Origin of the sequence: Pseudoclavibacter terrae (genome assembly GCF_008831075.1) — a bacterium.
Lineage (GTDB): Bacteria > Actinomycetota > Actinomycetes > Actinomycetales > Microbacteriaceae > Pseudoclavibacter > Pseudoclavibacter terrae.
In genome coordinates this window covers 1-19,325 of sequence record NZ_WBJX01000004.1, presented here as the reverse complement: position 1 = coordinate 19,325, position 19,325 = coordinate 1, and the positions used below count along the sequence as shown (strand labels likewise).

Below are 19,325 nucleotides of genomic sequence, written 5' to 3'. Positions count from 1 at the left end.
GCCGTGCTCCCTCGGGAGGGAGCACGGACGACGCGGCTCAGCGCAGGGACTCGACGCGAGCGACGAGCGTCGACGCGCGCGCGCCGCCGCTCGGCCCGGCGGCGCGGTTGATGCGGCGCAGCAGGTCGAAGGTCATCGACAGCAGGTACTTGGCGAGCGCCGGCGTGACCGCGACTCTGGGGACGAAGCCCGCGGTCTGCACGGCGAGGGCGACGAGCTTCTGCCAGTCGCGGGTGCTCAGCTGCACGAGGCTTCCGTACGGCGCTGCCGCGACGGAGGCGCCGAACGCGCGGATCGCCTCGGTGCGGAGGACGACCGTACCGCCCGACCCCTGCAGCGGCGCAGTCCTGCGCGAGTATGGCACCGCGATTCCGAGCATCGCGGCGATGCCCTCGAACGCCGGGGTGGTGTCATCCCACTCCCGGCCGAGCTCGCCGAAGTGCTCCCCATGGAGCAGCGGGGCCGCGACGAGCAGTCCCAGCTCCCGAGCGCGCTCGAACTCGGCGATGGCCGCCGACGGGTGGGGGAGCCCGAAGGTCTCTGCGCCGAACGCGCGCGCGTCGACGAGATCCGCCTGGCGTCCACTCTGGTGGAACGCGTCGGGGCCGAGCACGATCGTGACGTCCTGGCTGATGCGGCCCGCGGCCTCCGACCAGTGCGAGGCCACCTCGATGCCGGTAGCGCCGGAGGACCGGATGAGGGCGTCCGCGTCGCTCAGCCGGGTGCGGGTCCCGGTGACGAACAGCGCGGCGCGGCCTTCGATCAGGCGAGCCTGCGTGAGGCGCTCCTCGAAGCCTGCGCCGATGGGGACGAGGACGGCGAACTCCGTCGAGGTCGCGGATGTGGACTCGAGCATCGCCCAGTCGTGCAAGGTCGAGAACTGCGCGTACTGGTCCATGCTGCGCTGCATGTGGGCGCGCAGCTGAACCATGTCGAAGCGCCCTGAGGTCTCGAGGAACTCGTACAGTCGCGTGGCGTTGAAGCCGGCGATCTCCTCGATGGTCGACGGGATGCCCGCGAAGAGGGTCTTCCGCTTGAAGACGGGGCAGTTGCGCTCTTCGATGAGCTCGACCGGGTAGGTGTTGAGCGGGTAGAGCGTGTACGGCTCGAGGTCGGTCGTGTCGACGTAGGCCTCCCACGTGAAGCCGAGTCGGTCGAAGAACCAGGTGAACTTCGCCTCGTGCTTCGCGACGGCGTGGGAGTAGTCGGGGATCTGCGGGAGGTCATCCCAGTAGTCCTGGAACGGCTGGGAGAGGAACATCGAGCGGCGGACGGCGATGAAGTGCGACTGGATGTGCACGGGCAGGGTCGGCGTCTCGAGCACGCCGAACGGGTCGAAGGGGGCCGCGTGGTGCACGGTGATGCCCCAGAAGTCGAGGTCCTTCGCGTCCATCGTGTCGAACATGAGGCCCATGTCGGCGACCGGCCCGACGATCGTGAAGTTGAACATCACGAACTCGTCGTACTCGGCGAGCCCCTCCCAGCCGATCGAGTCGATGGCGGTCTTGTACGCCCACGAGTCGAACCCCTCGTTGGGGCGCACGATGAGGTCGGTGCCGGGGCGTGCCGTGAACAGCTCGCGGCCTGCGTCGTTCAGCTCGCCGTTCACGACGACGATGACGTGGTCGAGGTGCGGCTGCATGCCGTCGAGCAGTGTCGTGACGTACTCGTCGACGACGCCCTGCTCGTCGAAGAAGAAGAAGATGCCGAGCCGCTTGGGCGACCTGAGGTCGCTCAGCTTCACTTGATGCCACCCAGGATGCGCCGTGGCACGGCGAGGATGCGCCTCGGGATGCTGCGCGCAAGCGAGGGGAGGCGGCGCAGGAGGTTCCGGGCGCGCTGCATCGTCGTCGGACGCACGTTGAGGTGATAGTGCGCGTCGTCCAGAGAGTTCTGCAGTGCGAGGACCCTCGCCTTGAGCTCCGCGTTCTCGGCCTTCTCCTCAGCCCGCTCGCGGGCGAGCTCGTCGAGGCGCTCCCGGAGTACCTCGATCTCGACGACCAGTTCTGCGGAGCTTCGGGTATCGGGTGCGCTGCTTGGCATGGCCACGAGCATATCGCCGGTGACTCCCGTGTCCGTCTCCCTCGCCGCGGGGCCGGCTTGGCGGCGGATAGCATCGACGAATGAGCGAGCGAGCAGTCGGTTCCGAGTCGGAACGATGGCGACTCGCTCCACACCGTGAGTCCGCCTGGTTGGCCGGTGTCTTCGCCGTGGCCCTCGTGCTGGCCTGGCTCCGAGTGCCGGCTGGGGCGCACGGAGTGCTCTGGGCGGAGGACGGCGATACGTTCCTGCGCGAGCAGATCGAGCTCGGCAGCCTCGCCACGCTGTTCCACCCGTACGCCGGCTACCAGCACTTCCTGCCAAGGGTGTTCACGGTCGTCGCCTCGGAGCTCTTCCCTCGCGACAACTTCGGTGTGGCGGTCTCGTCCCTGAGCCTCCTGGCGACTGCTCTGGTCTGCGCCGGCACGTTCCGCCTGGCCAGGGGAATCGTCACGTGGCTGCCCGCGCGAGTCGCGGTCGCTCTTGTCCCCGTGCTCGTGCCGCTCATCAGCCGCGAGCTGCTCGGCGACCTCGCGAACCTCCACACGTACTGCCTGTGGCTGGTGGTGTGGATCTTCCTCGCCAGAAGCGACGTATCCAGGGCGGAGCGGGCGTTCTGGGCCGGTGTCGTCTTCGTCTGCTTCCTGACGGAGGTCCAGGCGATCGTCGCGCTGCCCATCCTGCTGCTTCGTCTCCTCTGGGATCGCGGCCGCGCGGTGTGGCTCCTGCTCGCCGGTGCCCTCCTGGGCGTCCTGCCTCAGCTCGTGACGTGGCTGATCGCCCCCCGGCCCCAGTTCAACGCCCCGCACGGTCCCATCTCCGTCGCCGACGTGCTCGTCGGCTGGGGCGCGACGGCGCTGCTGCCCGTCTGGAGCGGAGACACGGAGTCGAACGCGGTGGTGCTCGCGAGTCAGGGGACGGGCATCCTGCTGCTGGCCTTCGTGCCCTTCGCGCTCGCGGCAGGGCTCGTGATGACGATCGGACGGCGGCCGCAGCGCGTGGCTCTCGCCGCGCTGCTGTTGGTCTCGGCTGCAGCATTCGGCGGCACGCTCCTGGTCAACCCGCTGACGATCTTCCAGTTCGCCCGGTTCGAGGGCGGCGACTGGCTCACCGCGCAGATCGACATCCGCTACGGGGCCGCGGCGGCGATCTTCGCGCTTGCGAGCTTCCCCCTCGCGGCGTCTGCGGTCGTCGAGCGCTGGGGAGTGCGCGCTCCACGTGCTGCTCGCGTGGCCGCCGCGGCCCTCCTGCTCGCCGTCGGGGCCTCGGTGGTGTCGCAGTGGGCGACGGTGCCTGATGATCGCAGTGCCGTGCCCGCCTGGTCGGCACAGTACCGCGAGGCGGTCACGACCTGTGTCGGAGAGCCGGAGGGCCAGCGCGTGTTCGCCGTCGCCCCCGGCAAGTCCTTCGAGCTCGCCTGCGACGACCTGCTCCGCGACGCCGGGAAGTAGCTCAGGAGAAGCGTCAGACGCCCTCGAGCTTGTTGCGCTCGACGATCGGCAGGGGCCCCGTCTTCGTCGAGATGGTGCGCCTCGGCAGCGCGGGGAGGTCCTGGATGCGCAGCTTCGAGTAGATGGCGAGGTAGCAGAGCAGCAGCCAGTTGCCTTCGACGAGGAGGCGCGACTCGGTCAGCGACTGCACGGTGAGGGCGACCATGAGGAGGAACGCGAGCATCGCCGTCGGCGGGAAGTCCCGCGGCCCGCTCGCGTCGGTCTGCGGGCGGTCGACGGCGAGCCACCAGGTGCGGATGAGGGTCGAGAGCACGATGCCGACGAAGAAGAACGCACCGATGAGGCCCGTCTGCATCCACACGTCGAGGTAGGCGTTGTGGGCCTGCAGGAAGTGCACTCCGTCGACGACGAGGAGTCCCTTGAACGGCTCCACCCACGGGGCCCAGTAGCTGATCCACCCCATGCCGGTGAGCCAGTGCTCGCTGCCGAGTCGACCGACCTCGGCCCAGATGTCGCCGCGCCCCGACATGTCACTCGAACGGTTGATGAGGCCGAAGAGCTGCGTGTTGAACTGCAGCACGATCCAGCCGACGACGAGCATGATGGCGAAGACTGCGCCGTACATGCCCCACCGCTGCGCGTTGCTGAGCGGGCGTGCGATGAAGACGAGGGCCACTGCGAGGAGCACGACAGCGCATCCCACGAAGACGGTGGCCGACTTGCACAGGAGGATGGCGACCAGGCCGAGCACGATCCAGGTGATCGCCGGCCACCGCTTCATCTGCTTGGCGTACCACTGCACGGCGACGGCGATGACGCACAGGAGCGCGGCCATGGCGAGCAGGTTGCGGTTGCCGAGGATGCCCTGGATGGCGCTGCCGGCGAAGATGTGCCCCTGGCTCCACAGGAACGCGGCTGGCACGGTCTCGGCGGTGGCGCCGGGGATGCCGGAGACCCGCTCGAGCTGACCGGGGATGAGGAGGGCGAGGGGCAGCACGCCAGCGGGGAAGAAGATCGCGACGAGGACCTCGAACGCGAGCGAGAGGCCCAGGATCCAGCGCATGGCCGCGCTGAAGGCGCGCAGGAACTGCGGCTTCGTGAGGGAGACGGCGAGGGCGAGGGCGACGATCACCGTCACGAGCTGGATGCCGAAGCCGAGAAGCGACTCGGGTCGGTAGGCGGACCAGATGATGGAGAAGGCGCACCAGACGACGAAGGCGACGAGCGCCGACGGAAGATGCATGATCTTCGGGAGGGGCTTCTTGCTGGCGAGGAGCCAGATCGCGACGCCGATGATGATCGCGACGACGACGCCGAAGCCGTACCAGGTCAAGAGGTTGCGCCAGAAGTCGCCGGCGAAGGCCGTGAAGAACGTGAACGTCGCGAAGGCCGTGAGCCCGGGGCTCCCGGGTACTCGAGACACGAATCGACGCCACGGGGCGCGTTCGGTCGCGATGGAGTCTGCGGGGATTCGGGTGGAGCTCACCGGCCTATTCTCGCTCACTCGCGGACCCGATCGGTGCTGGTCCGCCGGAACCGCGGGCCGCGCGACGGGCGGCGCCGCTCACACGAACGCCGCGTGGCCCGTGATCGACCTGCCGACGATGAGGGTGTTCATCTCCCTGGTTCCCTCGTACGAGTAGATGGCCTCCGCATCCGCGAAGAACCGGCCGACGCCGTAGTCGGCGACGATGCCGTTGCCCCCGCAGACCTCGCGGGCGAGGGCGACGACCTGTCGCATGTTGCTCGTGGCCACGGCCTTCGCGAGCGCCGAGTGCTCGTCGCGCTGCGCGTCGTCGTCGTCGAGCTGCGACACGCGAACGCAGAGCGTGATGCTCGAGGTGATGAGTCCGAGCGCGTCGACGAGGCGCTCCTGGATGAGCTGTCGTGCCGCGATGGGCGCGCCGAACTGGAGCCGATCCTTCGCGTAGGCGAGGGCGGTCTCGTAGGCGCCGACGGCGATGCCCGTCGCGAGCCATGCGACCTCCGCCCTGGTCTTGCGGAGCACACGGGCGGTGTCCTTGAACGAATTGGCATGCTCGAGCTTGGCGTCGGCGGGCACGCGCACGCCGTCGAGCGTGATGTCGGCGTTCTGCACGATGCGGAGCGAGACCTTCCGCTCGATCTTCGTCGCGGTGAAGCCGGGAAGCGAGGTGTCGACCACGAAGCCCTTGACCTGTCCGTCCGCCACATCCTTGGCCCAGATCACGACGATGTCCGCGAAGGTCGCGTTCCCGATCCAGCGCTTCGCGCCGTTGAGCACCCATTCGTCGCCGACGCGCTCGGCGGTCGTCGTGAGCCCCCTGGCGGAGTCGCTGCCGGAACCGGGTTCGGTGAGGCCGAAGGCACCGACGATCTCACCGGACGCCAGCGCGGGGAGCCAGCGTTCGCGCTGAGCGACCGACCCGCAGAGCCCGATGGCGCCGAGGGCCAGGCCGTTCTGCACGCCGATGTAGGTCGCGACGCTCGCATCGACGCGAGCGAGCTCGAGGGCAGTCCACCCGCGGAAGACCGCCGAGTTCTCGAATCGTCTGGTCTCCTCGAACGCGAGGCCGACGACGCCGGCCTCGGCGAGGCCCTGCACGATCTCGTGCGGGAAGGTCGCAGCCTCCCAGTGCGCGTCGATCACGGGGCGCACATCCCGCTCGAGGTAGTCGCGGAGGTTCGAGATCAGGCCCTTCTCCTCCGGAGAGAGCTCGGCCTCGAGCCCGGTGAAGTCGCCTGGCAGCAGCTGAAACTCGTTGTCGTCCATGACCGTCCTGTTCCTGGTCGAGCGGGGTGGGGCGCTGCGAGACCGTGGCTGCGTTGCCTTCGGCGATGAATCGAGCGCTCCGCGAGCTTACGAAGAGGTGAACCGCGTGCGCCACCGGGTTGGTGGAATCCATGAAGTCGGGCGCGGGCTGGGTGCGCACCCTTGTATCTGGCATGCAGTTCGTCGTACCTCTCCCACAGGCGGACCGAGATTCGGTAGCCTTCGCGTGATGTTTCTGCCACTGAAGAATGCGCCCCGCGACTACGCCTGGGGTGCCCCGGGATCGATCTCGCAGCTCCTCGGCACGACGGGTGCCTGCACCCTCGACGACGCGGACTGGGATGGGGTGCCGCAAGCCGAGCTCTGGCTCGGTGCGCATCCGGGGGCGCCGAGTCGTATCGTCGACCCCGAACTGGCGGGTGGGGCGAGGACGCTCGACGCCTGGATCGCGCAGGAGCCGGTGGCCACGCTCGGGCGGTACGCCATGGGCCTGCGAGAGGGTGATGGGCCGGGGCTCCCGTACCTCTTGAAGGTCCTCTCGGCGGCGGCGCCGTTGTCGCTGCAGGTGCACCCGACGCTGGCGGATGCCCGTCGCGGGTTCGATCGGGAGAATGCGGCAGGCATCCCTCTCAGCGCGCCGGAGCGCAACTACAAGGACCCGCTCCACAAGCCGGAGATGCTCCTCGCTCTGAGCGAGACGATGGATGCCCTTGCCGGCTTCCGCGACTTCGGCGAGGTCGCGGCCGTGGTCGGCGACTTCGCCAAGCGGGCGGATGCGGACGAAGAGCAGCCGGGCGCCGGGCGCGCCGCGCTCGCGGACTTCAGCGCTCGAGTCCGCGCGCTCGCCACCGGCGAGGACCTCCGGGGCCTCGTCACGTGGCTCCTCGAGGGAGGCGAGGCGGTTGATGAACTCGTCGCCGCAGTGTCCCGGGTTGCGCTCGCGGGAGACGACGCCGGTGACCAGGCCGAGCGCTTCGCTCGGGAGCGCGGCATCATCGCGACGCTCGCACGCATGTATCCGGGTGACCCCGGGATCGCGCTCGCGCTCCTGCTCAACCACATCACGATCCGTCGTGGTGAGGCCATCTTCCTCCCGGCGGGGAACATGCACGCCTACGTCCGCGGACTCGGCATCGAGATCATGGCGGCGTCCGACAACGTGCTGCGCGGCGGGCTCACGCCGAAGCACATCGATATCCCGGAGCTGCTCGCACGGCTGGACTTCGCGCCGGTGCCCCCGCCGTACATCGCGGCGACGCGCATCCAGGACGGTGTCGAGGAGTATCGGCCCGAGATCCCCGACTTCCGCCTCGTACGCGTCGTGCCGAGCCCTGCCGACACGGTCAAGACCATCCACCTCGACGGGCCGACGATGCTGCTGTGCCTGGAGGGGGAGGCCCGCCTCGAGGGAGCCAAGACGACCGCGTCCATCTCGGCGGGCGAGTCTGTCTTCGTGACCCCGGACGAGCTGCCGGTGCGCGTGATCGGCTCGGTCGACCTCTTCGCCGCGGGCCCGGGCCTCGACAGGCGCGACACGGTGCCGATGCGACACGCCGACTAGCTGGGAATTTCCGGCGCGGACGTTCTGGCGCGTCGTTTCCTGGTCCCTTAGGGGATCCTCGGCGACACGCCGTCGCCAAACCCGCGCGGCTTCTCCGAAAAGTCTCAAGACCGGGCTTAGTGTTGAGGGCTTTCGACTTGACGCGGGGTGAATTACAACGATGTAATGATTCCGACGCGCGGGCAGGTGCCCGCAAGCAACGTGGGGAGAACGTGATATGGCAATTCCAGGGAGGAACCCCTCGGTTCCCGAAGACTGGTATGTCGACCCGGTCGTCCTCGGCGTCCCAGGAGTCCGCAGGAATGTCGGAGACGACAACCCGCTCGCCTGGCAGGCAGACGCGCTGTGCGCGCAGGTCGACCCCGAGGCCTTCTTCCCGGAGAAGGGCGGCTCGACGCGCGACGCGAAGCGCATCTGCGATTCCTGCGAGGTCCGGAGCGACTGCCTCGAGTACGCGCTCTCCAACGATGAGCGCTTCGGCATCTGGGGTGGGCTGAGCGAACGGGAGCGGCGCAAGCTGCGCAAGCAAGCCTGAGCCGCGCGGGCCACGGGCGCGAGGCCCGGGCCGTAGCGTCTGGCCAGTCAGCCTCTGGCGACAGTGCACGAGCAGGAAGGGCCCCGTCTCGACTCCGGTCGGACGGGGCCCTTCGTGCATCCGTCAGCACACGAGCGGGATGCGGGACGCGAGCCAGCGCGCGTCGACGCGTGTCGCGGCTTGCCGCCCGCAATGCGAGATCGCCCGGGGGACCCGAATACCATTCGTTCAATGCGTCCCGGAGTCACCGCAATCCTTGTCGCGCGAGATGCGTCGCGCGCGCTCGAGCGCACCATCGCCGCGCTCGAGGGCTCCTCGCGCCTCCCCGAGCGCGTCGTGATGGTGAATCTGGCCTCGACGGATTCGACGCTCGACATCATGCGCGCATCCGAACCGGACATCCTGCTGACACTGGAGACCGACACGACGTTCGGTGGTGCCGTCGCCGAAGCCGTTGCCGTGCTCGAGGAGCAGGGCCTCCACTCGGAGGGGGACTGGCTCTGGCTGCTCGCGGCCGACAACGCCCCGGAGCACGATGCGCTCGAGCAGCTGCTCGCGACGGCTGAGCGGAACCCGTCGCTCGAGGTGACCGGTCCGAAGCTGGTGCGCAGCGACGACGCCGCGACGCTCGTGGAGTTCGGGCAGTCCATGCTGCAGAACGGTGAGAGCCTCCGCCTTCGCGAGGACGAGCTCGATCAGGGCCAGTTCGATCAGGACTCCGACGTGCTCGGGGTCGCGGCTGGTGGGATGCTGGTGCGCCGCGAGCCGTGGTTGGCGCTCGACGGTTTCGACCCCGGCCTCCCGGCGGTTGACGATGCCCTGGACTTCTGCACGCGCGTGTGGCTCGCCGGCGGTCGTGTGCTGCTGACCCCGTCCGCTCGAGTCGCCTGCGACCCTGAGGCTCCGGGCACGGCCGCGATGAACCCCTCGATGAGCGCCTCCGCCGTTGCGGCGGCGCGCGATACGGCGAGAGTGCACCGCAGCCTCACGAAGACCCCGGCGCCCGCGTTCGCCGTGCTCCGGCTCCTGCTCATCCCGATCGCCATCCTCAAGGGCGTCTGGCACCTCGTTCGGAAGCGCCCGCGGCGCATCCTCGCCGAGCTCCGTTCCGCCGCTCGCGTGACGTTCGGCAAGACGGGCGCAGCTCGCTCGAGGGCGCAGTTCGCGAAGACCCGCACCGAGTCGTGGGCGGTCATCGAGCCGCTGCTCGTGAGCGCCGAGGAGAACCAGAAGACGCTTGGCCTGCAGCGCGAGGAGCTGCGTGCGCTCACGCACGAAGAGCGCGAGCGGTACTCGCTTGTCGGCTCCGGCGGTCTCTGGGTCCTGCTCGTCTCCACGCTCCTCGGTCTCGGCCTGGCGCTGCCGCTCATCGGTCAGACGACGCTGTCCGGTGGTGGGCTCCTTCCCCTCGCCGACTCGGTCGGCGCGCTGTGGGGGAGGACGGGGTACGGCGTCCGCGACGTGGGCGACGGGGCCTTCGGCGTGGCAGACCCCTTCACCTATGTGCTCGCGGTGCTCGGCACCCTCACCTTCTGGCACCCGAGTCTCAGCATCGTGCTGCTCTGCCTCTTCGCCCTCCCGCTGGCCGCGATGGGCGCCTGGCTCCTCGTGGCGCGCCTCACCAAGCGGGCCGGCCTCCGCGCCTTCGGCGCGTTCGCCTGGATGCTCGCGCCCCCGCTGCTGGTGGCGCTGGCCGAAGGACGCATCGCGGCGGTCATCGCGCACCTCGTCCTCCCATGGCTGATCTTCTCCGCCCTGAGCGCTTCCCGGAACTGGTCGCGCGCGGCCGCCACGGGCCTGCTCGCCGCAGTCGCGATCGCATCCGCTCCGCTCCTCGCGGTCCCGCTTGCCGTCGTCTGGCTCGTCTGGCTGGTGATCGGCGGTCGCGGGTTCCTGCAGCGACTGCTGACGGCCGCTCCGACACTGGTCCTCTTCGCTCCGCTCGCGGTCGCGCAATGGAACCGAGGGAGGCCACTCGCCCTGTTCGCCGACCCGGGCGTCCCGCTCGCGAGCACGGCGCCAGACGCGTGGCAGCTGCTCCTCGGATTCCCCACCTCGCTCGTCGCCGATCCAAGCTGGGCTGGCGGGCAGCTCGAGGCGTATCCGTTCGCCCCGATCGTCGCCGCCGTCCTGGTGGCACCCCTGTTCCTCCTCGCTGTCCTCGCCCCCGGTGGCCGCAACTGGCGCGCGGCGCTCTTCGGTCTCCAGCTCCTCCTCCTCGGGTTCGTGACCAGTGCGGCGGCAACCCGTCTCGGGTTCGCGCACGTCGGCGTCGAGAGCATCTCGCTGTGGCCCGGCAGCGCGCAGTCGCTCATGTGGCTCGGCGCCGTGGTGGCGGCCGCGGCGACGCTCGGTGCGATCCGAGCGCGCGCCTCGCACGTCCTCGCCGGCGTCACGATCGCCGGCATCGTGCTGCTGGCCGCACTGCCGGCAACCGCGGTGGCACGCGGCGACTCACTGGTCGGCGCGGGCGACGGCCGGTCCCTCCCCGCCATCGTCGACGCTCAGGGGCGGGCTTCTGACGAGGTGGGCACGCTCGTCATCGTGCCCCTCCCGAGCGGCGCGGTCGAGGTACGGCTCGAGCGCGGGACGGGCGACAGCCTCGACTCGCAGTCGACACTCCGCGCAACGAGCGTCGGGTTCTCTTCCGGCGACCAGCGCTTGGCTGAACTGGCGGTGAACTTCGCCTCGGATTCCCTCTTCCGCCCGACGGAGGAACTGCACGCGCTCGGCATCTCGTACCTGCTCGTCCCGGAGGGTTCCAGCGACGCGGCGACGATGGAGGGCCGTCTCGTGTCGTCGCTCGACGCGAACCCGGGCCTGCGTCCGGCGGGCGCAACAGAGTTCGGCGCGCTCTGGCAGGTGGTCGGACCCACGCTCGAACCCACCGACCCGAGCGTCGCCGGCCCCCTCGACACGGCGAACACCGGGACGACGCTCGGGCGGTGGATGCTCATCGTGCAGGGCGTCCTGCTCGCGCTCACCCTCCTCACCGCCCTCCCGACCGGGGGCCTCACGGCTCGCGCCGCCGATGTGCGCCGCCGTGAGAAGACCACCGGTCGGCCCTGGTACGACCTGGACGGCGACGATATCGACGGCGGCGAGCGGATGCTGCGCCGCGACGTGACGTCGCTCACCGTCGATGACTTCGAGGACGACGATGACGACGTGCTCGGCACGGGAGCACGGGGAGGCGACCATGACGCCCGATGAATCGACCGTGATCGCCGAGGCCCGCGCCGCGGACGACGCCGCTCGAGAGACCTCCCGACCTGCTGCCGGTGGGCGGCGTCCCATCTGGCGGGTCCTGAGCGTCGGCGCCGCGCTCGTGGCCGTGGGAGGTGTGGTCGCGGCGGTGCAGCTCGCACCAGAGGGCGTGCTCTCCACCCCCGCCAACGCCGTCCTCGTCAGCCCGGTCGCGAGCGCGCAGGAGCGGGTGTGCCCGGGTCCCCTCACGTTGCTCGGCTTGGCGACGGATGATCCGACGCTGCCCGCGACGCTCGGGACGACGAGCATCCGCCTCGCCGGCGACCTCGACGAGCTCGACATCGAGCCGATCGTGCAGTCGACGCCAGCGGCCGACGAGCAGCAGGCGCTCGCGCCCGTTCGCTTCACGGTTCCGGGCATGGGCGAGGACGGCGCCCCGACCGAGTTCGGGGCGGCACAGACGCTGGAGCTCGCGCAGCCCTCGGCTGCCGGCTTCGCCGCGACATCCTGCCGCATGCCGTCCGCCGAGCAGTGGCTCGTCGGGGGGAGCACCGCGGAGGGCAGCAGCACGCAGCTGGTCATCGTGAACCCCGCCGATCGAGCCGCCGAGGTCCGCGTGACGGTGACGACGGCCGACGGCACCGTGCAGGCGCCGACCATCCGTGAGATCGCGGTGCCCGCAAGCAGCCGTGAGGTGGTGAGCCTCGAGGGTGTGGCGCCCGACCGGGGCGACCTCGTCGTGCAGGTCGAGGCCGTCTCAGGCAGCGTCATCTCCACGCTCCACCAGACCCGCACCTCGGGGGCGACACCGAGCGGCATCGAGATCATCGGAGCGCAGGACGCGCCGAGCACCTCCCTCTCGATCGTGGGCGTGCCGTCGACCAGCACGGCGTCCGAGGCGGAGGGCACCCTGGTGCTCGAGCGCGGTGCCACGCTTCGAGTCCTCGCCCCCGGCGACGAGGAGACCGAGCTCTCGGTGGCCGTTCGCGATGCAGCGGGCACGTCGCTCGAGCCGATCTCGCTGACGATCCAGGGAGGCCGAACCACCGAGATCCCGCTCACCGGGTATCCGATCGGCCAGTACACCCTCGAGATCGAGGCAAGCCACCCCGTCGTCGCCTCGGTGCAGACCACGGCCACGGCGACGACCTCGGACCTGGCCTGGTACCAGCCCGTTCCCGCTCTCAGCGGCAGTCAGGTCGTGGCCGTGCCGAACGGCCCGTCACCGAAGCTGCAGCTCGCCGACGCCGACGGGGTCGAGAAGACTGCGACGCTCATCGCAGACGACGGCACGGAGACCCAGGTCGCCGTCCCGGCGCACGGCACGACGTCCGTCGACGTCGAGGCGGGCCGCGAGTATCGGCTCGAGGGACTCGACCGGGTCTCCGTCCAGCTCGCGTACGCGGGCGACGGCCAGCTCGCTGCCATCCCCATCTCGGCGAGCAACCCGCTCGCCGAGGTCATCACCGTCTACCGCTGAGCACCCGGCTCCCGACCGGCGAGGTCACTCGTCGCCGAAGCGCTCCGGCGCGATGTCCCACGGGTCCGAGCCGAGCAGCTCGGCAACCGCCTGCAGCACGCACCGTTCCACGAGCATCCGGTAGTGCACCGGGTCCTCGCAGTGCAGCCGCGCGAGCCGATCGATCGCGACTCGGTAGAGGATGATCCGGTTCGGAGCCTCGACATGCCAGCGGTCCATGCCATCGGCGTGCTGCAGCGTCTTGGGCACGTTGGCGATGTCGACCTGCACGTTCGCGAGCCGTTCGGGGTTCGCCGCGCGAAGGTAGTTCATGGCATCCGCGACATGGTTCTCGAACCGCACCACCCGTCCCGTGAGCATCGGCAGGTAGGGGCCCGCGACGCTCGAGCGGATGCCCCTGCCGTGCCTTCCGCGGGCGAGGCCGCGCTCGGGGCGCGCCTGCCTCCTGGCGTTCTCGGATTTCTTCTCCCGGCGGCGACGTGGCATGACTGCGAGTTTACGCCCGGCGTACACTGGCCCCGATGCCCAATCGACCATGCTCACGAGTCGCGTGCTCCCGCAAAGCGGAGTACACGCTGACGTTCGACTACGAGGACAAGCTCGCCGTCATCGGCCCGCTTGCGCTCGCGGCGGAACCGCACAGCTACGACCTGTGCGCACGCCACGCGGAACGCTCGACGCCGCCGCAGGGGTGGAGCATGATGCGTCCGGTAGTTTTGGGTTCATGACTTCTGTGGCTATCGCACCCGCGTCGACTGACGAACGGGGTTCTCTCTCTGGTGTCGTCAAGAGCTATGACGTTCGGGGGCTCGTGGGCAGCGAGCTCACGGAGACGCTCGTGACGGCGCTCGGCGCCGGGTTCGTCGACGAATTCGCCCTCGCAGGGCAGACGGTCGTCGTCGGCCACGACATGCGCGACTCCTCGCCTGGCTTCGCCGCCGCCTTCGCCCGCGGCGCGATCGCGCGAGGTGCGAACGTCACGCACATCGGCCTCTGCTCGACCGACGAGGACTACTTCGCGTCCGGCCGCTACGACGCGGCCGCCGCCATGTTCACGGCGAGCCATAACCCCGCTGCCTACAACGGCATCAAGCTCTCGCTTGCGGGTGCCAAGGCGCTCAGCTTCGACACCGGTCTCTCCGCGATCCGCGACAGGGCGGCCGCGTTCCTCGACGACGGCATCGCCGCGGTCGATCAGCCGGGCTCGGAGCAGCGCATCGACGTGCTCGCCGACTACGCGGCGTACCTGCGTGAGCTGGTGGACCTCTCCAGCATCCGCCCGCTCAAGGTCGTCGTCGACGCCGGCAACGGGATGGGCGGTCTCACCGTGCCTGCCGTACTCGGCGACGCGGCCGGTCTCGGGGCGCTGCCACTCGAGATCATCCCCATGTACTTCGAGCTCGACGGCACCTTCCCCAACCACGAGGCGAACCCGCTCGACCCCAAGAACCTCGTCGACCTGCAGGCGGCCGTCCTCGAGCACGGTGCGGACCTCGGGCTCGCCTTCGACGGCGACGCCGACCGCTGCTTCCTGATCGACGAGCTCGGCGAGCCGGTCTCGCCGAGCGCCGTCACGGCGATCGTGGCGCGACGGGAGATCGCGCGTGTGCGCGCGGCAGGCGAGACCGAGCCCACGATCCTCCACAACCTCATCGTCTCCCGCCACGTGCCGGAGGCCATCGAGCAGGAGGGCGCGAAGGCGGTCCAGACGAAGGTCGGCCACTCGCTCATCAAGGCGCAGATGGCGGCCACCGACGCGGTCTTCGGCGGTGAGCACTCCGCGCACTACTACTTCCGCGACTTCTGGAGCGCGGACAACGGGATGCTCGCCGCCATGCACGTGCTGGCAGCGGTCGGCGGATCCGACAAGCAGCTCTCCGAGATCGGCGGGCTCGAGAACCCGTACTTCGCGTCCGGGGAGATCAACTCGACGGTCGCGGATGTGCCAGCCGCCCTGGCAAGGATCGTCGACGCCTTCGCCGGCACGGCCGAGTTCGAGGAGTTCGACGGACTCACGGTCCGCGGTGCGGACGAGACCGGCTTCTGGTGGTTCAACGTGCGCGCCTCCAACACCGAGCCGCTCCTGCGTCTGAACGCCGAAGCCAAGGACGAGGCACGCCTGCAGTCGCTCCGCGACCAGGTACTGTCCCTTATCCGAGCGCAGTAATACGCGGCCTCGGATCCCGTCTCGGGGCCGAGACCAGCAGCATCCATCACCCCCGGAGCAAGGAAGCAGCACTCATGGCACCAACGTCGGCTATCGAGCTCTCCACCGAACGTCCGTTCGTCGTCGCGGACCTGGCACTCGCACCCGCGGGTCGTCACCAGATCCGTCTCGCCGAGATCGAGATGCCGGGGCTCATGGCGCTCCGGGCGCAGTACGCCGGGCAGAAGCCGCTGGCCGGGGCGCGCATCGCGGGATCGCTGCACATGACCGTCCAGACGGCGGTGCTCATCGAGACGCTCACCGACCTGGGTGCCGATGTCCGCTGGGCGAGCTGCAACATCTTCTCCACGCAGGACGAGGCGGCCGCGGCCGTCGCCGTCGGTCCGGAGGGCACGATCGAGGCGCCGAGCGGAGTGCCGGTCTTCGCGTGGAAGGGCGAGACGCTCGAGGAGTACTGGTGGTGCACCTCGCGCATCTTCGACTGGAGCGCCGAAGGAGCGGTCGGCCCCAACCTCATCCTCGATGACGGCGGTGACGCGACCATGCTGGTGCACCTCGGCCGTGAGGCTGAGCTCGCCGGGTCCGTGCGCGAGACGAGCGATGAGGACAGCACCGAGATGCGGGTTGTCCTCGACACCATCCGCGAGTCGATCGCCCACGACGCAGGGCACTTCACACGCATCGCCGAGGAGGTGCGCGGCGTGACGGAGGAGACGACCACCGGTGTCCACCGCCTCTACGAGCTCGCCGAGCGCGGGGAGCTGCAGTTCACGGCGATCAACGTGAACGACTCGGTGACGAAGTCGAAGTTCGACAACACCTACGGCATCCGGCACTCGCTGCCTGACGGCCTGAACCGTGCGACGGATGTGCTGATCGGCGGCAAGACGGCGTTCGTCGTCGGCTACGGCGACGTCGGCAAGGGGGCGGCTGAGGCCCTTCGCGGGCAGGGCGCGCGCGTGATCGTGAGCGAGGTCGACCCGATCTGCGCGTGGCAGGCCGCGATGGACGGCTTCCAGGTCGCGAAGGTCGAGGACGTGCTCGACCAGGTCGACATCTGGATCACGTGCACCGGCAACAAGAGCGTGCTGACGCTCGAGCACATGCTCGGCATGAAGCACATGGCCATCGTCGGCAACGTGGGCCACTTCGACAACGAGATCGATATGGCCAGCCTCGAGCGGCTCGAAGGAGCGACGCGCGTCGAGATCAAGCCGCAGGTGCACGAGTGGCGCCTTCCGAACTCGCGTTCGGTGCTTGTCCTCTCGGAGGGGCGCCTGCTCAACCTCGGCAACGCGACGGGTCACCCGTCGTTTGTCATGAGCAGCTCCTTCACGAACCAGGTCCTGGCGCAGCTCGAGCTCTGGCAGCGACTCGATGCCTACCCGATCGGCGTCCACGTGCTGCCGAAGCACCTCGACGAGCAGGTCGCGCGCCTCCACCTCGATGCCCTGGGCGTGAAGCTCACCGAGCTGACCCCGGAGCAGGCCGACTACATCGGCGTCGAGGTGGGCGGGCCATACAAGGTCAGCCACTACCGCTACTGATCCGCTCCTGACCCGTTCGGCGCCGTCCGCTGCCGACACGACGAAGCCCGCCAGCTGGTCTGGCGGGCTTCGTCGTGTCGCTCGGTGACCGAGCCGGTCATCCCCGGTCGGGGAAGGAGTGGGGCATGCCGTTGAGGGTGGGCGCGAGCGCGTCCTCTCGACGGGCGATCGCGGTCAGGGCCGCGAGCTCGCGGTCTCGGCGCAGGACGGCGAGGCCCCGCAGGTAGGTGTCGGCGTCGACGTCCGGAATCGGATGCACGTGGGGGAGCGTCTCGCGTGCGATCTCGCCTGCCGCTCGGTCCCGGTGGGCCGGAGTGAGCTGCGCGGACTGGTCGAGGTAGTCGAGGATGCGACGCGAGGTGCGGTCGGGGAGCCTGCCTGCGTCCGCGATCGAAGCCCATCCGATGAGCTGCGGGGGCATCGGCCCGAGGTGCCGGCGGAGCTTCGGGGCACGCTCGCGCTGGCAGGTCGTGCCGGCGAGGACGTCGCCGAGTCGCTTGGCCCGCGAGTTGACGAGGCCCGTGATGATGGCGATGCCGCCAGCCGATCCGTACAGCTCGATGAAGCCGAGGAGGGCGCGGATGAGTGCCTGCCGGAACCCGGATGCGCCGCCGTCGTCGCGGACGATCCGCAGGCCGGTGGCGAACTTGCCGACGGATCTCCCGCGCGTGAGCGTCTCCACGACACAGGGTGCGACGACGAGGCAGGCGACGAGCAGGGCGATGGCGATGGCGCTCAGCAGCGCTTCGTCGATGGCGACGGGAAGATCATCGCTCGACAGGATGGTCATCGTGAGGATGAGCAGCCCGATGTAACCGGCCATGTAGACCAGTGCGTCGAGCGCGGAGGAGGCGGCCCGGAGCGCGAAGCCGGCGGGTCGCACGTCGAGGTGGACTCCCTCTCCGACGACAAGCTGCTCGTCGGTGACGCTCAGGCGTTCCCTGGGTCGCGTCTGAGTGGCCATGGCAGTATTGAAACAGATGGATCTTGAAGCTCTCACAACCGCCCGTTCGGCGGATTGGCAGCGCCTGGGGGCGCTCGCTCGGCGCCGCAATCTGACCGGCGCCGAGATCGACGAGCTCATCACCCGCTACCAGGATTCGTCGACGGAGCTGTCGGCGCTGCGCACGAGCTACGGGGAGACTCGCGAGGGGGAGTTCCTCTCCGTGCAGCTCTCGCGCGCGCGCGGGAGGTTCACCGGAGCCGGGCGAAACATCCTGGTGGTCCTCGGGGCGTTCTTCACGATGGCGCTGCCTGCCGCGCTCTACCGCGTGCGGTGGTGGACGCTCGGCGCGGCCCTCTTCACGATCGCGGTCGCCGCGCTCAGCTACTGGTGGATCGTGGCGAACCCGGAGATCCTCGGCTTCCTCGGCTCCGAGGCTGCGCTCGAGCAGTACGCCGAGGAGGACTTCGTCGGCTACTACTCCGAGTTCTCGGAATCCAGCTTCGCTGCGCGGGTCTTCACGAACAACGCCTGGATCGCGGCGCAGTGCATCGCCTTCGGCATCACAGGTCTGTGGGTGCCGGTCGTGCTCGTCCAGAACGCGCTTGGGCTCGGGCAGAGCGCAGCTGTCCTCGGCGCGCACGGGCACCTCGACGTCTTCTTCCTGTGGATCGCGCCTCACGGCCTGCTCGAGCTCACGATGGTCTTCGTCGCTGCCGGGGCAGGTCTTCGCATCTTCTGGGCGTGGGTGGCGCCGGGAGCCAAGACGCGGATGCAGTCGCTTGCTGACGACGGTCGCGCGCTCATCGTCGTGGCGATCGGAACGACGATCTTCCTGTTCATCTCCGGACTCGTCGAGGGATTCGTGACGCGTCAGGACTGGCCGTGGCCGATCAAGATCGGCATCGGCGCCGCGGCGCTCGGGCTCTACCTGGTCTACGCGCTCTGGCTCGGGGGGCGTGCAGTCCGGGCGGGAGAGACCGGTGCTCTCGAGAAATTCGACGGTGGAGCCCAGCGCGTCTATGCCGGCTGACGCACCGGCTGTTCCGACGCACGGGCCGTCCCGCGGGCAGCTTCCGCGTGAACAGGGGCGACACGCCCGGGATCGCCCCCGAGTTGTGCGCCGCTGGGTCTCTGCGTAATGTAATCACTCGTCAGGCCGACGGAGCGAAACGCGAGAGCGGGTCGCACGGGCCGGACAGTTCTGAAAGAAAGATCAGCATCTGCCACTTGTTCTTGCAAGTTGGAGCAACATGATCTACACTCGGAACTCCTGCCTCACCGGGTAGCGAGATCAACGGCCTCTGGTTCTTCCAGGTGGTTGTGCGGAGGATGAGCTTCATGCTCACGGCCCGCGGTTCTTGTCCGGGGTTTGCAGTGCAAGCGATTGCTCCTTAGAGATGGCCGCGAGGTCTGAAGAGGGAAGCGCTCGATTCTTGAGAACTCAACAGCGTGCACTATGTCAAATGCCAATTTGATCCCGTGCCTCTTCTTTTTGGAGGGGTAAGCCTCTCCTTTCTGGGGAGTACGGGTGTCTTTTGGAAACATATTTGGACAATACAAGTCAGTACTGAGCCTTCGGGTTTGGTGTTGTTTTGTTTTTTGTCAGTTTCAAACTTGTCATCGCACTTCGGTGTGGTGG

General features: G+C 69.1%; 15 protein-coding genes. 9 read left to right on the top strand and 6 right to left on the bottom strand.

Annotation, left to right across the window (positions count from 1 at the left end):
* Positions 1-37 precede the first annotated feature (37 nt).
* Positions 38-1,744, bottom strand: coding sequence for a rhamnan synthesis F family protein (locus F8O03_RS11930; RefSeq protein WP_151424065.1), 1,707 nt, complete (start codon positions 1,742-1,744; stop codon positions 38-40).
* Complete coding sequence (locus tag F8O03_RS11925; RefSeq protein ID WP_151424064.1) at positions 1,741-2,043, bottom strand: hypothetical protein; 303 nt, start codon at positions 2,041-2,043, stop codon at positions 1,741-1,743. The genes F8O03_RS11930 and F8O03_RS11925 overlap by 4 nt, the downstream gene beginning before the upstream one ends.
* A gap of 80 nt (positions 2,044-2,123) precedes the next feature.
* Between F8O03_RS11925 and F8O03_RS11920 the strand changes: the two genes are divergently transcribed.
* Positions 2,124-3,491, top strand: coding sequence for a hypothetical protein (locus F8O03_RS11920; RefSeq protein WP_151424063.1), 1,368 nt, complete (start codon positions 2,124-2,126; stop codon positions 3,489-3,491).
* A 13-nt stretch (positions 3,492-3,504) separates the two neighbouring features.
* Here F8O03_RS11920 and F8O03_RS11915 read toward each other — a convergent pair whose 3' ends face one another.
* Both F8O03_RS11915 and F8O03_RS11910 read right to left on the bottom strand, forming a co-directional pair.
* Entirely contained in the window at positions 3,505-4,977 is a 1,473-nt protein-coding gene (locus tag F8O03_RS11915; RefSeq protein WP_151424062.1) for an O-antigen ligase family protein, read from the bottom strand.
* A 78-nt stretch (positions 4,978-5,055) separates the two neighbouring features.
* Complete coding sequence (locus tag F8O03_RS11910) at positions 5,056-6,243, bottom strand: acyl-CoA dehydrogenase family protein (protein WP_151424061.1); 1,188 nt, start codon at positions 6,241-6,243, stop codon at positions 5,056-5,058.
* Between the two features lie 229 nt (positions 6,244-6,472).
* Between F8O03_RS11910 and manA the strand changes: the two genes are divergently transcribed.
* The 4 genes from manA to F8O03_RS11890 all read left to right on the top strand — a co-directional run bounded on the left by manA (position 6,473) and on the right by F8O03_RS11890 (position 13,026).
* Positions 6,473-7,804, top strand: coding sequence for a mannose-6-phosphate isomerase, class I (manA, locus tag F8O03_RS11905; RefSeq protein WP_151424060.1), 1,332 nt, complete (start codon positions 6,473-6,475; stop codon positions 7,802-7,804).
* Positions 7,805-8,021: 217 nt separating this feature from the next.
* Positions 8,022-8,339, top strand: a complete 318-nt coding sequence (locus tag F8O03_RS11900; protein WP_104252260.1) for a WhiB family transcriptional regulator — start codon at positions 8,022-8,024, stop codon at positions 8,337-8,339.
* A 231-nt stretch (positions 8,340-8,570) separates the two neighbouring features.
* Entirely contained in the window at positions 8,571-11,552 is a 2,982-nt protein-coding gene (locus F8O03_RS11895; RefSeq protein WP_167516556.1) for a glycosyltransferase, read from the top strand.
* Positions 11,539-13,026, top strand: a complete 1,488-nt coding sequence (locus F8O03_RS11890; protein WP_151424058.1) for a DUF5719 family protein — start codon at positions 11,539-11,541, stop codon at positions 13,024-13,026. Before F8O03_RS11895 ends, F8O03_RS11890 begins: the two co-directional genes overlap by 14 nt.
* A gap of 24 nt (positions 13,027-13,050) precedes the next feature.
* On the opposite strand, the gene F8O03_RS11885 is transcribed toward F8O03_RS11890, so the two are convergent.
* Positions 13,051-13,512: a hypothetical protein gene (locus tag F8O03_RS11885; protein ID WP_183624157.1), complete on the bottom strand. Its 462-nt coding sequence runs from the start codon at positions 13,510-13,512 to the stop codon at positions 13,051-13,053.
* Positions 13,513-13,547: 35 nt separating this feature from the next.
* Between F8O03_RS11885 and F8O03_RS11880 the strand changes: the two genes are divergently transcribed.
* The 3 genes from F8O03_RS11880 (at position 13,548) to ahcY (ending at position 16,740) form a co-directional block, all read left to right on the top strand.
* On the top strand, positions 13,548-13,754 hold the full coding sequence (locus tag F8O03_RS11880; protein ID WP_104252264.1) for a DUF3499 family protein: 207 nt from the start codon (positions 13,548-13,550) through the stop codon (positions 13,752-13,754).
* On the top strand, positions 13,751-15,193 hold the full coding sequence (locus F8O03_RS11875) for a phosphomannomutase/phosphoglucomutase (RefSeq protein WP_151424057.1): 1,443 nt from the start codon (positions 13,751-13,753) through the stop codon (positions 15,191-15,193). Before F8O03_RS11880 ends, F8O03_RS11875 begins: the two co-directional genes overlap by 4 nt.
* A 74-nt stretch (positions 15,194-15,267) precedes the next feature.
* Complete coding sequence (gene ahcY, locus F8O03_RS11870) at positions 15,268-16,740, top strand: adenosylhomocysteinase (RefSeq protein ID WP_151424056.1); 1,473 nt, start codon at positions 15,268-15,270, stop codon at positions 16,738-16,740.
* 97 nt (positions 16,741-16,837) lie between these two features.
* Here ahcY and F8O03_RS11865 read toward each other — a convergent pair whose 3' ends face one another.
* Positions 16,838-17,704, bottom strand: a complete 867-nt coding sequence (locus F8O03_RS11865; protein WP_151424055.1) for an RDD family protein — start codon at positions 17,702-17,704, stop codon at positions 16,838-16,840.
* 16 nt (positions 17,705-17,720) lie between these two features.
* On the opposite strand from F8O03_RS11865, the gene F8O03_RS11860 reads away from it, so the two are divergent.
* Complete coding sequence (locus tag F8O03_RS11860; RefSeq protein WP_151424054.1) at positions 17,721-18,716, top strand: stage II sporulation protein M; 996 nt, start codon at positions 17,721-17,723, stop codon at positions 18,714-18,716.
* Positions 18,717-19,325: the final 609 nt, after the last annotated feature.